Here is a 15,337-nt window from a genome sequence, read left to right as displayed (position 1 = left end):
TTGATAGTCTAATAATAAAAAAGGGCAGCCTGAGAGGCTGCCCTTCTATTTATCGTAAAATGACGAGTAGTTAGTCTTCTATGCCGAAGCGACGAGCAATTTCCTGTGCTGCCTTACGGCCTGCACCCATTGCAAGAATAACTGTTGCTGCACCGGTAACGATGTCACCACCTGCATATACATCAGGAATGGAGGTTTCGTTAGTCTCTTCGTCAGCTTCGATGTAGCCCCATTTGTTTAACTTCAGATCAGGCTCGTTTTCGAGCAGAACCGGGTTAGGACGGGTACCTACAGCGATAACAGCGAGGTCTGTTTCCAGCTCGTATGTTTCGCCTTCGATAGGGAGAGGACGGCAACGACCGGAATCATCCGGTTCACCCATCTTCATTTTCTGCAATGTTACAGAAGCAAGGTTACCACTTCCGTCGCTTTTGAACTCAATAGGGTTCGCAAGCACTTCAAGGATAATGCCTTCTTCTACAGCATGTTCAAGTTCTTCAAGTCGAGCAGGCATAGCGTCTGCTGTACGTCTGTACACAATGTGTACAGTTTCAGCACCAAGGCGCTGTGCAGTACGGGCAGCATCCATTGCTACGTTACCACCACCATATACAGTAACCTTGCGGCCTTTGATGATAGGAGTGTCGTAGTTAGGGAAGTCGTATGCACGTCCTAAGTTGACGCGTGTGAGATATTCGTTTGCGGAGAAAACACCACAAAGGTTTTCGCCGGAAATATTCAAGAAGCGTGGCAGGCCTGCGCCGACACCAACGAATACAGCTTTGTAACCCTGCTCTTTTAAGTCTTCAATGGAGAATGTTTTGCCGCCAACGTAGTTGGTTACAAAATCAACCTGAAGATCTTTAAGAGCACCAACTTCTTTAGCAACAACATCTTCTTTAGGCAGGCGGAACTCAGGAATACCGTAAACGAGTACGCCACCTACTTCGTGCAGTGCTTCAAAGATAGTTACTTTGCAACCGCGGCTGGCAAGATAGCCTGCAACGGTAAGGCTGGATGGGCCGGAGCCGATACAAGCAACCTTTTTCTCTTCATCAATAAATGGACACTCAGGCTTAGCGCTGATGAGGTCACACGCATCCAGATACATGTATTCGTCTGCTACGTAGCGTTCAAGACGACCGATAGCAATTGGCTGATCTTTCGCATTGAGAATACATGCGCCTTCGCACTGAATTTCCTGCGGACAAACACGTCCACAAATAGCAGGGAGGCTGTTGGTGCTTTTGATTACGGAGTAGGCTTTTTCAATATTGCCTTTGGCTACTTCAGCAATGAAATCTGCAATTGGTACCTGTACTGGACAGCCCTGAACACATTTAGGCTTTTTACAGTTCAGACAACGTGCAGCTTCCTGCATTGCCATTTCTTTGGTGTAACCCAGTGCCACTTCTTTAAAATTGCGGGCGCGTTCTTCAGCCGGTTGGTTAGGCATTGGAACACGAGGGGCAATCTGTTTTTTTAGTCTTTTTAGCTGTTGTCATTGCACTTGCACCTGCAGTGATGGTCGAAAGATTTTTTTTCAAGGCTGGAAAATGCAGCCAGTCTCTGTCGTAATTCACCAAAATCTACTTTGTGACCGTCAAATTCAGGACCGTCTACACAAGCAAATTTGGTTTCTCCGCCAACTGTTACACGGCAAGCGCCGCACATGCCAACGCCATCAACCATAATGGAGTTAAGACTTACAGTGGTTGGAGTACCGAATGGTTCGGTGGTTTTTGAAACAGCAGCCATCATCGGCACAGGGCCGACAGCTACTACTTCAATAACAGAGTCATCTTTTTCAAGACGATCTTTCAGCAGTTCAGTTACAAGGCCATGGTGACCGTAAGATCCGTCATCTGTAGAGATGAGAACTTCCGGGCAGAACTCTTTGAGTTCTTTTTCAAACAGCAGGAGGTCTTTGTTACGGGCACCGATGATAGCAACAACGTGGTTGCCAGCTTCGTGATTACCCTTAGCAATGTGATGCATAGCAGCAATGCCGGTACCGCCGCCAACACAGATAACTGTGCCGCCGGAGTGTAGTTCGGTTGCTTTTCCGAGCGGGCCACAAAGGTCAAGAATGTCGTCGCCTTCGTTAAGCTGTTCAAGTAACGCTGTTGACTTGCCGAGTACCAGATACACGATAGTGATGGTACCGCTTTCAGGATCAGTGTCAGCGATAGTAAGCGGAATACGCTCGCCTCGCTCCGTTACACGTAGGATAACAAAGTTGCCGGGCTTGGCTTTTGCCGCAATATGCGGCGCATCAATAACCAGCTTGCTGGTTTGTCCTGGGATTAACTGTTCTTTTTTAAGAATTTTATTAGCCATAATCATACCTGTTCCGCCGTGTGAGAAAATACAGCGACAGCGGAAATGTTTGTGCGTTGGAAGCGCATGTCAGCCTTAAAAAAAGGCCGAGCAGATTGTAGCCGAGTACAGTACGTATCGGGGCCTAGAACAATAGTCGTTCGTTAGATGTCATCTGTGAAGATGGCTGTGAGCAAGGACACGGTAAAACCCCTGACAAGTTTTAACGTCTCCTGATGTCGCGGCAAGGTGCGGCCTGAAAAGCGAGGGAGTCCCTCGAGCGCACCGGACTAACGAGACGACGTGCAGCAAGATAATTATTCTCCTAACACGTCACTCCGTAACTAGTGAAGCACTAACATGCAGCCAAGAAAGTTGAACAGCGTTACTTTGCTCCATTTGGAAGGGAGTGTCGTGTATGTGGGAATGCAGTTTCGCCCGCACAAATTGTACTGTATGGCTGTTTCGCTTTGCAACGAACCGCACATTATTCCCAGTTATGGTTTGAAATGTGCTGCCCCAGATTTCTCCAGAGCAGCACTGTTGTGGTTTACATAAACATCATAAGAATGCTTTTCCCATTCAGCGTTATGTATGCTCTAAGGCACAACACATATCTGGGAAGTTCACAATTGAAGGGATCTTGTGCGCGTTTCAGCACAAAGCAGTCTTTTTTTTGCTGAATTGCACTTTAATATATAATAACCATCTTAATTATAAATCATAATTCGGCTTGGCGTATTGCTCGTTGCCATATGAATCGTTTACCACGAGCAGCGGGAATTTGGTCACAGTGAGTTTTCTGATTGCTTCAGGGCCTAATTCATCAAAAGCGATGACTTCAGCTTTATCAATACACTGCGACAGTAGCGCACCTGCGCCGCCTGTTGCTCCAAAGTATACGCCTGTATGGTCTTCAAGCGCTTTGCGTACTTCTGCACTGCGTTTGCCTTTGCCTATGGTGGCTTTTACGCCAAGGCTATGCAGACGCGGGGCATAGGAGTCCATACGGTAACTGGTGGTAGGGCCTGCGGAGCCGATAGGGCGGCCTTCCGGTGCTGGGCTCGGGCCGACATAATAGATGACAGCGCCTTTCAGATCGAATGGCAGTTCTTCACCTTTATCGAGCATGTCGCATAACCGTTTATGTGCTGCATCGCGGGCTGTGTAGATAATGCCCGTAAGCTTTACCACATCACCGGCTTTGAGTTTTTTCACATCTTCATCACACAACGGGGCGGTCAGTTCATACGTAGCCATTAGATTTCGACCTCCTTGATGCGTGAAGAGTGACACTGCACATTCACAGCAAGCGGTAAGCTTGCGATGTGACACGGACGCATTTCTATTTTTACACCGAGACTTGTGGTTTTACCGCCAAGCCCCATAGGACCGATGCCGAGCTTGTTGATTTCTGCAAGCAGCTCTTCTTCCATTTTCGCCAGTTCCGGATCGGGGTTCGGTTCGCTGAGCGGACGGAATAGTGCTTTCTTCGCTAATGCCGGAGCCAGATCGAAGGTTCCGCCGATACCGATACCTACAATGGTAGGCGGGCACGGGTTCGGGCCTGCTTCTGCCATACGGCGTACGACAAATTCTTTAATGCCTTCCCAGCCCTGAGCCGGAGTAAGCATGGTGCAGCGGGACATATTTTCTGAACCGCCGCCTTTTGCCATATGCTTAATGTTGATTTTATCGCCGGGAACAATGTCCACATGTACAACTGCCGGAGAGTTATCACCGGTGTTGGCGCGTGTAAGCGGATGGCACAAGGATTTGCGGAGCAATCCTTTTTCGTACCCTTCGATCATTGCTTTGTTGATGACTTCAATAAGGTTGCCTTCAACATGTACTTGGTCACCAAGTTCAACAAAGAAAATGCCTACGCCTGTATCCTGACACAACGGAAGTCCGGAGCTTGCAGCGAGTTCTGCGTTTTCAAGCAACTGACCGAGTATTTCCCGCGCAGATGCGGAGTCTTCATTTTCTCTCGCGTCTGCAATTGCCTGTTTTACGTCTTCAGGCAGGTAACGTGCAGCGGTAAGAACAAGGTCTACCACTGCATTATGAATTGTTTCAGCTTTGATGGTTCTCATGGCAACATCCCTTATGCGAGAGTTTGTTAATCAGCGATTTAGGCACAATTCCTTTTACGGAATGCAGAGCCAGCATACGACGCATAATGCCGAGCTGATCCTGCAAAGGAATATGTTTAGGACAGACATCTTCGCAGGCGAGTAGTCCCATGCAGCCGAATACGCCTTGATCGTTGCCGATTACTTCGTAGTAGTTTTCCACGTTTCTTTCGTCACGAGGGTCAAGGTAGAAGCGGGCAACACGGGCTATGGCGGCTGCACCAAGGAAGTCTGGACGCATACGGGCTGTACCGCAGGCTGCTATGCAACAACCGCATTCCACGCATCGATCAAGCTCGAAGATTTCATTTGCAAGGGAATTTTCCATGCGAGCTTCTTCCTGCGTAGGGTCAAGTGCTTCATGATCGTTGTGTACCCACGCTTCAATGCGTGTTCCTGCATCACGGAACCACACTCCCGTATCAACAGAAAGGTCGCCGATAAGTTTGAATACCGGCAACGGGTGCAGAACAATATGAGTCGGCAGATCTTTTGTCTGTGTATGACAGGCAAGGCCGGGGCGTCCGTTGATGACCATTCCGCAGGAACCACAGATACCTGCGCGACAGCAGAAATCAAACTGTAATGTCGCGTCGTGCTGATCGCGGATAATGTTCAGCGCGATAAATAAGGTCATGGAGTCATATTCATCAATATAGAATGACTGCATCTGCGGTTCGGAATTTGGATCAAGTGGATTATAACGGAATACTTCGATATGGAGACGACGGCTCATAATTTACTCCCTTACTCTTTGTCTTCCGCAGGTGCGGCAGTTTCGGATGATTTCTTCTCAGGAACGCGCAGCTTGTCAGCCGGAATATCCGCATAGAGGATTTTTCCGCCGCCGTATCCGCGTTCTCCCGGAGGAATTTCAAAGTAAGGTGAGGCATCTTCATACTTGAGAGTCGGCAAAGAATCGCCTTCTTTCCAGTACGCCAGCGTGCGGTTGAGCCACTCTTTATCGTTACGTTCAGGGTGATCTTCGCGAGTGTGTGCGCCGCGGGATTCTGTGCGTTTCAGCGCGCCGAATGCGGTGCACTGTGCAAGTTTGATCATTCCCGGGATGCGTAAGGCTAACGAAATTTCCGGATTAAACCCGATGGCGTTACCTTGCAGACCGATGCTCATGGAGCGTGCGTGCAGTTCTTCCAATTTGTCTACTGCTGTCTGCAGGTCCTTACCATTACGGAAGATTCCTACGTAGTCCATCATTATATCCTGCATTTCGTCGCGCAGAACAATGGCACTTTCTTTTCCTGAGTTGCCTGCAAGAAACTTGATGCGCCCATCTATTTTCATGTGGGCGTCACGCAGTGCACTTTGTTTAAAATCGACAGAATTGCCTTGCAGAAATTCCACAACCTTCTGCCCGACATAGCGACCCGCAACAACGGTTTCAGCAAGGGAGTTACCACCAAGGCGGTTGAATCCATGCATGTCCCAACAAGCTGCTTCACCAGCGGAGAACAGACCTTTAAGGCCGTATGCTGCGCCGTCTTTGTTCGTGCGCAAACCGCCCATTGAGTAATGCTGAGTAGGGCGAACCGGAATGAGTCCGGTAATCGGATTCACACCAAGGAAACTGGTGCAGATGTCATATACTTCACGAAGTTTAGTAGTGATGTGCTTTTCGCCAAGGTGACGGATGTCGAGCCATAAATGGTCGCCGTATGGAGATTTTACTCCAAACCCTTTTGCCATGTGCTCCTGCATCCGGCGGGAAACAACGTCTCGGGAAGCAAGTTCAGCTTTTTCCGGTTCGTAATCCGGCATAAAGCGGTATTCGTTAACATCTAGGAGTGTACCGCCATCACCACGACAGCCTTCTGTTACCAGAATATCTGTAGGCACGGTTCCTGTCGGGTGGAACTGGATTGCCTCCATGTTGCCCAAAGGAACGAGTCCTGTATCGAGTGCTGCAATCTGACCGCCACCGTCGCAGATAACCGCGTTGGTTGTGGCTTTGTAGATTCGTCCATAGCCGCCAGTCGCAATGAGGGTTGCTGTTGCATAGTACGCCATAAGCTCGCCTGTACGCAGACAGCGGACAATAGCACCGATACAATTTTCACCGTCATGAATAAGGGCTTCTGCCTGAGTGCGGTCATGAATATTTACATCGTAGCGTAGGCACATGGAGTCCAGAGTATTAAGAACAGAGCGGCCTGTGCCGTCTGCTGTGTAGCATGTACGCCATTTAGCGGTGCCACCAAAAGCACGGGCGTGAATGAGACCGTGCTTTTCTTTGCTTTCCACGGCGTCAAAGGGTTTGCCGCCTTTGTAGTAGGTGGCTGGACCTTGTTCAACGCGGTTCCACGGCACGCCCCAATGCGCTACTTCACGCATTACAATGGGAGCTGTGTCCGCAAAAATTCGGGCAACTTCCTGATCGCAGCCCCAGTCTGAGCCTTTTACGGTATCTGCAAAATGAATGTCCGGTGAGTCACCTTCACCCATAACGCAGTTACCGAGTGCAGCCTGCATTCCGCCCTGAGCCGCGGATGAATGAGAACGGCGTGGAGGAACAATGGAAAGGCATGTTGCGTTAAATCCGGCTTTGGCAGCTTCAACGGCTACGCGCTCTCCGGCAAGTCCTGCGCCAATGCATAATAAGTCAGTGTAGAAAATTTGCATACGTATGTTCCTTCTAGCTTACATGCCACTGTGTAGAGGCAGATACATAAAGCGCACAAGCGTGATCAGACCGATAAAGATGAAGCCGCCCATGAGCGCGTATTCTTTCCTTTTATACCAAGCGCGATTTTCCTTAGTGATGACCCCGTATTTTACGCCGATGCGGTAAAAACCGATGCCTACGTGGGTTTCTGCAATTGGAAGAAGGATTAGATAGAATAGCAGCCAGCCACCGTGCTGAATGCGCGCCGCACTTTTAACGGCAGTAATTGGCAAGTCTGTAAGCACAACCCACATGTGGATGCTGGCCATAATGAGGATGATAAGAGCGGTGGCAACCTGAGCAAGCCACATCCAAGTGTCACGGTGCTTCATCATTATACTGTGTTTGATGAATGCGTCTGACTCTGAAACTTTCCAAGGCATTTTGCGTGCAGCAAGCAGAAAATGCGCAAAAATAAGGATACCGATCAACGGACCGCCAACTTGTGCCATGTACGTAGCTTCAAAGAACCACGCGATAGCGTTCATGAGGCTAGGGCTGATGATCACGCTGGAAACAAGAAGCATGTGTGCCCATAAAAAAAGGATAAGCAGGACGCCGGAAATCATTTGGAAAAAATCCAAACGTCCCTGTGTCTTGCTTTTTGCGGGGGCGTGCAGAGTAATGGTGCTAGAGTTCATTATTCATCCTCCATACAAGTTCCATAAATAAATTATTAGTTGCGAGATAATAGGCAAAAAAAACAAACAAATCCACACAGTATACTAATTATATTGGTATATTATATGGACAAACAAAAAGTGCATGGTTGAGCGCACAGATGAAATGAAAAAAAGTCTCGTAAAATAAGCGTATTGTATTTTGTAAGAGTAGATTGGGCAAGGAAACAGGGCGGCTATATCAAAGTATGATGTGGCACGCAATGTATAGAAAGTGACGCGGTTACGGGTGCAGGTACGTATTTGTCCTGACCGTGCAAATGGGAAAGCTTCGGATGAGGATAATGCCGGACGGCATTATAGGTCTATCGGATTCCCGGGTCTTTTGAAGTGCAAAAGCAAACCTTACTCAGAGATAACAATGGCCAACTGCGTGGAACAACAGTTCCTGTGCAGGCGTTATCAAGCCTATAGTTATCAATGTGCGATGTATGGTATACTTAGTATGAGTACATAAACATCTTCTTGCTTGTAAGTCCGGGCACGCATGGGTGCATTGTCTCCAGACTCAAAAGCTGGTGCGCATAGGGTAAAAAGAAGTTGTTTAGTCAAACTCAAAAGACCCGGGAAATTCCAACAAACACTATGAGGGGCAGCTCATAGTGTAACCGGCTGATTACGCGTGCAACCTGCTTCGGTTCGTAAATAACTTGTTACAAAGAATACAGTACGTATTCTGTATAAGAGTTATGTGACCGGGCACTGCACTAGCTTGTCTCAGCCAGAAGAACGAAAACCCAAGGAGCAACGCTTTTCTAGTGTGTGCACCAGAAAAGCGCACTCCTTTGAATACCTCTGACATATGAACTTTTGAAATATGCTAGTAATTCCAAACAGTTCTGTAGTTAGAGATACGCCTGCAAAAACAAAAAATCTCCCGTTCGTGGTACAGGAGATTTTTCACAAAAAGGAGGAAGTAGGTCATATATATTCGTCTATCGTACAAAATATGGCAGTACTAGTATGATAGTAGAATTCGTCTGTGAGGAGACAATAACCGTAGTAGATTAAATTTCAAGTTTATAATATTGAAAGATTCATTCATTTTTTTTGAAAGAGGATCCTATGAATATTACCATCAGGCAAATCGAATTATTCCTTTCGCTTATGCGTAATCCACATATCGGGGCAGTAGCGCAGGAGCATTTTTTGACTCATTCTGCTGTCTCAATGGCGATTAAAGCACTAGAGCAGACTGTGGGTGAACGATTGTTCGACCGAATCAGCAATAGACTCGTACCCAACGAGAATGGTAAAATTCTTATGGAGTGTCTCGAGCCTGCGTTTGAGCAGATACGTGATGTAGAAACGTTGTTCAAACGTGACCGAATGGCCGGCGTACTTCGCGTTGGCGCGAGCTCTACCTTTGCGGATTACATCCTGCCGCAAGTTCTCTATACGTTCAAAACCAAATATCCTCAGAGCCAGATTGAAGTTATTAACTACAACTCAGAGCAGGTTGTTGAGCACGTTGAGAGTGGTGAAATTAACTTAGGCTTTATCGAAGGTGATTATGAATCACATTCCGCAGAGTTTGAGGAAATTTTTAAAGAAGAGCTCGTTGTTGTAACAGCTGACAAATATATGGCTGGCTTACAAGAGTACAGATTGTCTGAGCTGTTAGATCTAGACTGGATTCTGCGTGAGCAGGGCTCCGGTACTCGCCAGACAATGTGGAACCACTTGGGGCAGTCCAAAAAAGATTTGAACATATTTATGGAACTTGAACATATGGAAGCAATTAAGTCCGTGTTGAAAAACCCGGGAACGCTTAGTTGTATGTCTCCGTTCTGCTTCCAGCGCGAGTTAGCAAAAGGGGAATTATTTCCTGTGCAGCTCGAAGGGATACGCCTTAAACGCAGCCTTTATGCCGTTATGAACCGGCAGAAATATCGTTCCAATCTTCTGAACCAGTTTGTATTTGATGTAAGGGATCACCTTATGCAAATGCTTCCGCAGATTGTAACAGAAGAATAGTAACGCAGCAGGTGGCGGTATTGCTGCCTTGTGTTTAAGAACGAACATTTTTCCATAGGTGGGGAAGACTTGAAGATTCAAGTTTTCCCCATTTTTGTATCCAAAATCCACAGTTTGATTGTGAAAAAACATCCTCAATTACACATAGATAGAGATAATATACTATCTATAATGCCCGATCTTATTCACCGTACACCCATTCCTATACGTTAATGAGAAAAAGCAAATTAAGGAGAAGGGTATGGTATATTTCTTTTTGGCAGTAGCTGCGCTCATTGCGGGTTATCTTTTTTACAGTAAGGTGGTTGAAGCCAACTTTGGTATCGATACATGTAAGGCCACTCCAGCATGTAGACTGGAAGACGGTGTAGACTTTGTTAAGATGAACAAGAAGCAGGCATATCTTATCCAGCTTTTGAACATCGCAGGTCTTGGACCCATTTTTGGTCCTATCCTTGGCGCACTCTACGGCCCGACAGCTCTTGTATGGATTGTCATAGGCAGTATTTTTGCTGGCGGGGTACACGACTATTTTTCCGGTATGATGTCCGTTCGATATGACGGTAAATCAATTCCGGATGCCGTAGGCTATAACCTTGGTGCATTCGCCAAGCAGTTCATGAATGTTTTTTCCATCATTCTTCTGCTTCTCGTCGGTGTTGTTTTCGTTCTCGGACCTGCAGAGCTCTTAGCCAAAAAAGTAGGCTTTGGTTTTGAAGATCTGACATATGCAAAATACACTTGGACAGCACTCATTTTTGTTTACTACTTCATCGCAACAATTCTTCCTGTGGATAAAATTATTGGCCGCCTCTATCCACTTTTTGCCGTAACTCTCATCATCATGGCAGTTGGTTTAACCTTCATGCTCATCTGGGATGGTTACGATTTCTATCCAAACGGTCTTTCCCTTGCCAACACTAACCCGCAAGGATTACCGCTTTGGCCGCTTATTTTCATTACCATTGCCTGTGGTGCTATCTCCGGCTTCCACGCCACACAGTCGCCGCTTATGTCACGTTGTATTCCAGACGAAAAATGCGGACGTCCTGTATTCTACGGCGCAATGATCGGTGAAGGACTTATCGCACTCGTATGGGCAACCTTGGGTATGACATTCTACAAAACTCCGGAAGCACTCCAAGCCGTTATTTCAAATGGTGGTCCAGCAGCCGTTGTTGATCAAATATCCATGACTCTCATGGGGCCAATCGGTGGGTTCCTTGCCATTATTGGCGTAATCGTATTGCCGATTACTTCCGGTGATACCGCCTTCCGTTCTGCACGGCTTATCATCGCAGATTTCTTTAAGATGCCTCAAAAACAAAGCATCAAACGTCTCATTATTGCTGTGCCTTTGTTTGCCATAGGTTTCCTCATCACAAGAACTGAATTCTCCGTTATCTGGCGCTACTTCGGTTTTGCAAACTCAACACTCGCAACCGTCGTTCTCTGGACAGCAGCAGTTTATCTCGTCAGGCATGTCAAAAACTACTGGATCGCCGTTATTCCTGCCGTGTTCATGACAGGCGTAGTCAGCACATATCTCGCAAACGCAAAAATCGGTTTCAATTTGCCGTACGACGTTTCCTGCTGGTTCGGTATCGCCGCCAGTGTTGGTTGTTTCGTCTGGTTTATGGTTAAAAAAGGTTCACTGCCGCTAAGCATGAATGATGAAGACGATCCTGGCTATATTGAATAGGGTAGGAGTTTGTCTCCGACGGGCAGGAAGGGTTCCACCCTCCTTCACCTCCCGCAAGGGGCTCGCCCCTTGACCCCGATTATACGCGATGGTCATCTAGTCTCATATTTTGTTGGCAGTCGCGATGGTCGCTAACTTTCCACAACCAAAAAAGGGCTGTCCTACATATGCAGGACAGCCCTTTTCTATTCAACGGAAGGTAATGGAGCATAAGCGGCGAGGTAACCTTAAGAAAAGAAAGACCTCGTAACTAAAAAGTTTGAAAGGGGGTCTGGGGGAAAACTTTCCAAAGTTTTCAGCCCAGCCGCCGGAGGCTCGTCGAAGACATTCCAAAGACTTTCTTCGAATAAAAAGAAAAAAGGCTGATTACTTATGTAGGACAGCCCTTTCATGTTCAACGAAAGGTAGTGGAGCATAAGCCGCGTGGTGAACTTAAGAAAAGAAAGACCTCGCAACTAAAAAGTTTTGATGGGGGTCTGGGGGAAACTTTGCAAAGCTTTAGCCGTGCTCGAAGAATGAGAGATTACGGATTAAGACAGTGAAACAGTTTCAGCCCAGCTGCCGGAGGCTCGTCGAAGACATCTCAAACGCCTTCCTTGAATAAAACAAAAGAAGGCTGTCCTACATTTGTAGAACAGCCTTCTTTAATTATTTACTTTTTCAGTCCGCAGGTGTCTTTAAACTCTTTGGCGTATCGTTCGCCTTCGGAGTAGAGGCAGCCGCAGTACTGCTGGCGATATACGCCCCAGTCTTTGGAGGTTTCAATACCTTCCTTCCAGCCGGTGCGGAAATCGCGATAGAGGAACTTGGCGCTGCCACCTTGTGCCATATCTTCCCCGAGCTTTTTAATATCCTCATGCTTTTGCATTTTGGAATAGAGCAGGGTTGTGGTCACATAGTCGAAGTTGCCGTTGCGTCCTATTGAGAACGCGCGTTCCATGCGCATGGCGTAGCAGTGGAAGCAGCGGTTTTCTTCTCGGTAGCACATGGTACGGAACCATGTTTGCGGATCATAATCTTGGTCACGCATAATGACTTTGATGTTGAACCGCTTGGCTACTTCGAGAGCCCCTTCACGACGACGCAGATATTCTTTTGTCGGGTGAATGTTGGGGTTGTAGAAGAATCCGGTAACTTCGAGTCCTTCGCTTTGCAGTTCCTTGATCGTTGTTATGGAGCAAGGGCCGCAGCACATGTGCAAAAGTACACGAGCCATTGTTATGCCTTAGCGATCTTAATCTCGATGGAAACTTTGTATGTGGTTTCCAGCTCGAGAAGACGTTCGCGTTTTTGGTTAAGCAGGTACATGGCAAGTTCACGTTCTTCTTCAATTTCAAATTTAGCGAAAGCATCTTTATTGTGACGCAGGCGGCGCAGTAAGTCCTTGAGGGACTGTAATGCCTGCCATTCCATGTTTCGACGTGAGCCGGAGCCGTTACAGCATGGACAGACTTCTGTACTGATGGACAGTGCAGAAGAACCGAGGCGCTGACGGACGATCTGGAGCAGGCCGAAGCGGCTCATTTTGCCAACATCGTGTCGAGCACGGTCGAATTTCATAGCATTACGAAGAGTTTTTTCTACTTCGCGCCAGTGGTTGCGATCGCGCATTTCAATAAAGTCGATAACAACCTGACCACCGATGTCACGCAGTTTAAGCTGCTGTGCGATGTCTTCGGCTGCTTCCATGTTGGTTTTAAGCGCCATGGATTCGAAGTTTGTTTTACCGGCAATTTTACCGGAGTTGATGTCGATTGCCATGAGTGCTTCTGTCTGGTCAAAAACAAGACGTCCGCCGGAAGGCAATACAACTTCGCGGGAGTAAATTTGTTCAAGCTGCTTTTGCAGATTGAAGCGTTCCCACATGGAGAGTTCCGGCTGGTTGTGGATTCGAACCTGAAGTCCGCGGCGTGGGAATACGAGTCCTGCGAACTCTTCCACTGCCTCTGCGGTGCCTTCGTCATCAATCCAAACTTCGCCTACTTCGTCTGTGAGATAATCGCGTACTGCGCGGGTAGCGAGATCGCGTTCACGATAAAGAAGGGAAGGAGACTCTTCTGTGGTGGCTTTTTTGCGTACATCTTTCCACATTCTTTTGAGGAATCGTAAGTCGCGCAGCAGGGAAGTTTTAGGCTGAGCCATGCTGACGGTACGAACGATTACGCCGAGATCATCACCCGGTTTCTGCTCATCAAAGATTGCTTTTAAGCGTGCGCGTTCTTTTTCGTCGTCCACTTTACGGGAAACGCCAATTTGTTCGCGACCCGGTGTAAGAACGAGAAAACGGCCGGGAATGGAGAGGTACGAAGTAAGAAACGCACCCTTGGTTCCGGTAGGTTCTTTAACAACCTGTACCAGAATTTCTTGTCCGGCTTTCAGAACTTTCTGAATTGGAGGGTATTTTTTACCCCGATTTGGATCATGCGGCGAAAGGAAATATTCCGGATGCACTTCATCAATCTGAAGAAATCCGTTCTTTTCTGCGCCGTATGAGATAAATGCGGCTTGAAGGTTAGTGTCTATGTTGTTGATAATACCTTTGTAGATGTTACCTTTGGTTTTCTGTTGATGAACCATTTCAACATAATACTCTTGTACTACGCCTTCTTCGGCTAGTAATACTTCAACCTGTTCGCCCGGCAAGGTGCTGATAAACATCTTACGCTTGCCTTTGCGTGGTCTGACCATTGTGAGTCCTTTAAAAAATCATTTCCGAGTGCTGTCGGGGCAATCGGACTACTGGCAGGAGTAGAAAGGCTCATCTGTGTTGAGTGTTGCAGTGCGGTCTTGCTCTGATTTGTAAATAGCACCTTCATTCTCCAGTATGTTCAATGATTCTTGAACGTTGGATAGAGGAAGGGTGAGAGCGATTGCAAGCTGCGAAGGTGTCTGCGGTCTGCGTGTGAGCGACTCTAGGACACGTTGTTTTGCAGCTGACCGGTCTTGTTCCGGCAAGTCCGCAAAGTTTCCAGTGGCAGACTGCGTTGCAGCTGCTGGGGGTGCGTTTTCTTGTGTAGCGTGTTGTTGGTTAGCTGAGCCATTGGCATCAAATCTAGTAATGCATTCAGAGAGTGCGGTTTGCCATACTTTACGTACGGCAGGGTCAACAGCTTTTGCCAAAGAAAAGGCACCGGGTCTGGATAAGGTTGTTACGTCAACACGATGAGGCTGTAACGAAGTTACATACTCCTTGAGCAGGGTAAGATTCTCTTGTGAATCGTTAACGCCCTGCGACAGTAATATTTCTAGAAAAATTTTGCCGTTGTATGTGTCACTGAATTTTACGAGGCATTCAGCAACGTGTGCGGCTTTGACCCCCCCGCAGGGGCGATTCAATTTTGCAAATTCTTTATCTACAAGTGAGTCCAAAGAAGGAAGTACGGCATCTACTTCCATGAGTGCCTCTTGCACCTCGGGATCACATAAGAGTGTACTATTAGTGAGAACAGCTACAGGGACAGAAGGAAGAATCTGTTTACAGCCTTTTATTATAGTGTCTAAATCACTATTGAGACACGGTTCCCCTGAGCCTCCCAGAGTTACGTAATCGGGTAGATTATCGCTATGCTCATCACGCCAGTGGCGTAATTCATCCAGCAATTTTTCGGCTGGAACATACGGCTTTCGTGTCAGGGTCAATTCATTTGTTCTGCCTACTTCGCAGTAAAGACAGTCCATAGAGCAGATCCTCTCTCCGAGGAGATCTAGACCGAGGGAATGACCGAGTCTTCCTGAATAAACCGGACCAAAAATATATGTAAACTTCATGGCAATTATGTTCCGCACTCTGGTAGGATTAGTTACTATACGTACAGGTGGCACAAAAAGACAGCTATTATTTCAA

General features: G+C 47.2%; 12 protein-coding genes. 2 read left to right on the top strand and 10 right to left on the bottom strand.

Features of this window, described 5'->3' with window-relative positions; genetic code table 11:
* Nucleotides 1-70: 70 nt before the first annotated feature.
* The 7 genes from gltA to MKHDV_RS07100 all read right to left on the bottom strand — a co-directional run bounded on the left by gltA (nt 71) and on the right by MKHDV_RS07100 (nt 7,775).
* Complete coding sequence (gene gltA / locus MKHDV_RS07130; protein ID WP_160713709.1) at nt 71-1,456, bottom strand: NADPH-dependent glutamate synthase; 1,386 nt, start codon at nt 1,454-1,456, stop codon at nt 71-73.
* 35 nt (nt 1,457-1,491) lie between these two features.
* A complete protein-coding gene (locus MKHDV_RS07125) occupies nt 1,492-2,340 on the bottom strand; it encodes a sulfide/dihydroorotate dehydrogenase-like FAD/NAD-binding protein (protein ID WP_160713707.1) in 849 nt (282 codons plus the stop codon).
* Between the two features lie 693 nt (nt 2,341-3,033).
* Nucleotides 3,034-3,579: a Fe-S-containing hydro-lyase gene (locus MKHDV_RS07120; RefSeq protein ID WP_160713705.1), complete on the bottom strand. Its 546-nt coding sequence runs from the start codon at nt 3,577-3,579 to the stop codon at nt 3,034-3,036.
* On the bottom strand, nt 3,579-4,415 hold the full coding sequence (locus tag MKHDV_RS07115) for a fumarate hydratase (protein WP_160713703.1): 837 nt from the start codon (nt 4,413-4,415) through the stop codon (nt 3,579-3,581). Before MKHDV_RS07115 ends, MKHDV_RS07120 begins: the two co-directional genes overlap by 1 nt.
* Entirely contained in the window at nt 4,396-5,190 is a 795-nt protein-coding gene (locus MKHDV_RS07110) for a fumarate reductase iron-sulfur subunit (RefSeq protein WP_160713701.1), read from the bottom strand. The genes MKHDV_RS07115 and MKHDV_RS07110 overlap by 20 nt, the downstream gene beginning before the upstream one ends.
* Before the next feature lie 11 nt (nt 5,191-5,201).
* The gene (locus MKHDV_RS07105; RefSeq protein ID WP_160713699.1) at nt 5,202-7,091 is read right to left on the bottom strand and encodes a fumarate reductase flavoprotein subunit; all 1,890 of its coding nucleotides are present in this window, start codon (nt 7,089-7,091) and stop codon (nt 5,202-5,204) included.
* An 18-nt stretch (nt 7,092-7,109) separates the two neighbouring features.
* Nucleotides 7,110-7,775, bottom strand: coding sequence for a succinate dehydrogenase/fumarate reductase cytochrome b subunit (locus MKHDV_RS07100; RefSeq protein WP_160713697.1), 666 nt, complete (start codon nt 7,773-7,775; stop codon nt 7,110-7,112).
* Between the two features lie 1,104 nt (nt 7,776-8,879).
* On the opposite strand from MKHDV_RS07100, the gene MKHDV_RS07095 reads away from it, so the two are divergent.
* The gene (locus tag MKHDV_RS07095; RefSeq protein ID WP_160713695.1) at nt 8,880-9,791 is read left to right on the top strand and encodes a LysR family transcriptional regulator; all 912 of its coding nucleotides are present in this window, start codon (nt 8,880-8,882) and stop codon (nt 9,789-9,791) included.
* 241 nt (nt 9,792-10,032) lie between these two features.
* Nucleotides 10,033-11,493, top strand: a complete 1,461-nt coding sequence (locus MKHDV_RS07090) for a carbon starvation protein A (RefSeq protein ID WP_160713693.1) — start codon at nt 10,033-10,035, stop codon at nt 11,491-11,493.
* A 652-nt stretch (nt 11,494-12,145) separates the two neighbouring features.
* Here the strand turns inward: MKHDV_RS07090 and MKHDV_RS07085 are convergent.
* From MKHDV_RS07085 to MKHDV_RS07075, 3 genes are read right to left on the bottom strand one after another with little or no spacing between them, the layout of a single operon-like run.
* Nucleotides 12,146-12,709: an epoxyqueuosine reductase QueH gene (locus MKHDV_RS07085; RefSeq protein ID WP_160713691.1), complete on the bottom strand. Its 564-nt coding sequence runs from the start codon at nt 12,707-12,709 to the stop codon at nt 12,146-12,148.
* Nucleotides 12,710-12,711: 2 nt separating this feature from the next.
* Nucleotides 12,712-14,181, bottom strand: coding sequence for an Rne/Rng family ribonuclease (locus MKHDV_RS07080; protein ID WP_160713689.1), 1,470 nt, complete (start codon nt 14,179-14,181; stop codon nt 12,712-12,714).
* Between the two features lie 48 nt (nt 14,182-14,229).
* Nucleotides 14,230-15,171 (bottom strand): radical SAM protein, encoded by a 942-nt coding sequence (locus MKHDV_RS07075; RefSeq protein WP_254060427.1) that lies wholly within the window; start codon nt 15,169-15,171, stop codon nt 14,230-14,232.
* Nucleotides 15,172-15,337 lie beyond the last annotated feature (166 nt).

Origin of the sequence: Halodesulfovibrio sp. MK-HDV (assembly GCF_009914765.1) — a bacterium.
In the GTDB taxonomy this organism is placed as follows: domain Bacteria; phylum Desulfobacterota; class Desulfovibrionia; order Desulfovibrionales; family Desulfovibrionaceae; genus Halodesulfovibrio.
This window is presented reverse-complemented; position numbering and strand designations above follow the sequence as displayed.

Excerpts from the sequence above, each read along its gene's own strand:
- gltA (WP_160713709.1), bottom strand. The coding sequence starts at position 1,456 with ATGCCTAACCAACCGGCTGAAGAACGCGCCCGCAATTTTAAAGAAGTG.
- MKHDV_RS07125 (WP_160713707.1), bottom strand. The coding sequence starts at position 2,340 with ATGGCTAATAAAATTCTTAAAAAAGAACAGTTAATCCCAGGACAAACC.
- MKHDV_RS07120 (WP_160713705.1), bottom strand. The coding sequence starts at position 3,579 with ATGGCTACGTATGAACTGACCGCCCCGTTGTGTGATGAAGATGTGAAA.
- MKHDV_RS07115 (WP_160713703.1), bottom strand. The coding sequence starts at position 4,415 with ATGAGAACCATCAAAGCTGAAACAATTCATAATGCAGTGGTAGACCTT.
- MKHDV_RS07110 (WP_160713701.1), bottom strand. The coding sequence starts at position 5,190 with ATGAGCCGTCGTCTCCATATCGAAGTATTCCGTTATAATCCACTTGAT.
- MKHDV_RS07105 (WP_160713699.1), bottom strand. The coding sequence starts at position 7,091 with ATGCAAATTTTCTACACTGACTTATTATGCATTGGCGCAGGACTTGCC.
- MKHDV_RS07100 (WP_160713697.1), bottom strand. The coding sequence starts at position 7,775 with ATGAACTCTAGCACCATTACTCTGCACGCCCCCGCAAAAAGCAAGACA.
- MKHDV_RS07095 (WP_160713695.1), top strand. The coding sequence starts at position 8,880 with ATGAATATTACCATCAGGCAAATCGAATTATTCCTTTCGCTTATGCGT.
- MKHDV_RS07090 (WP_160713693.1), top strand. The coding sequence starts at position 10,033 with ATGGTATATTTCTTTTTGGCAGTAGCTGCGCTCATTGCGGGTTATCTT.
- MKHDV_RS07085 (WP_160713691.1), bottom strand. The coding sequence starts at position 12,709 with ATGGCTCGTGTACTTTTGCACATGTGCTGCGGCCCTTGCTCCATAACA.
- MKHDV_RS07080 (WP_160713689.1), bottom strand. The coding sequence starts at position 14,181 with ATGGTCAGACCACGCAAAGGCAAGCGTAAGATGTTTATCAGCACCTTG.
- MKHDV_RS07075 (WP_254060427.1), bottom strand. The coding sequence starts at position 15,171 with ATGGACTGTCTTTACTGCGAAGTAGGCAGAACAAATGAATTGACCCTG.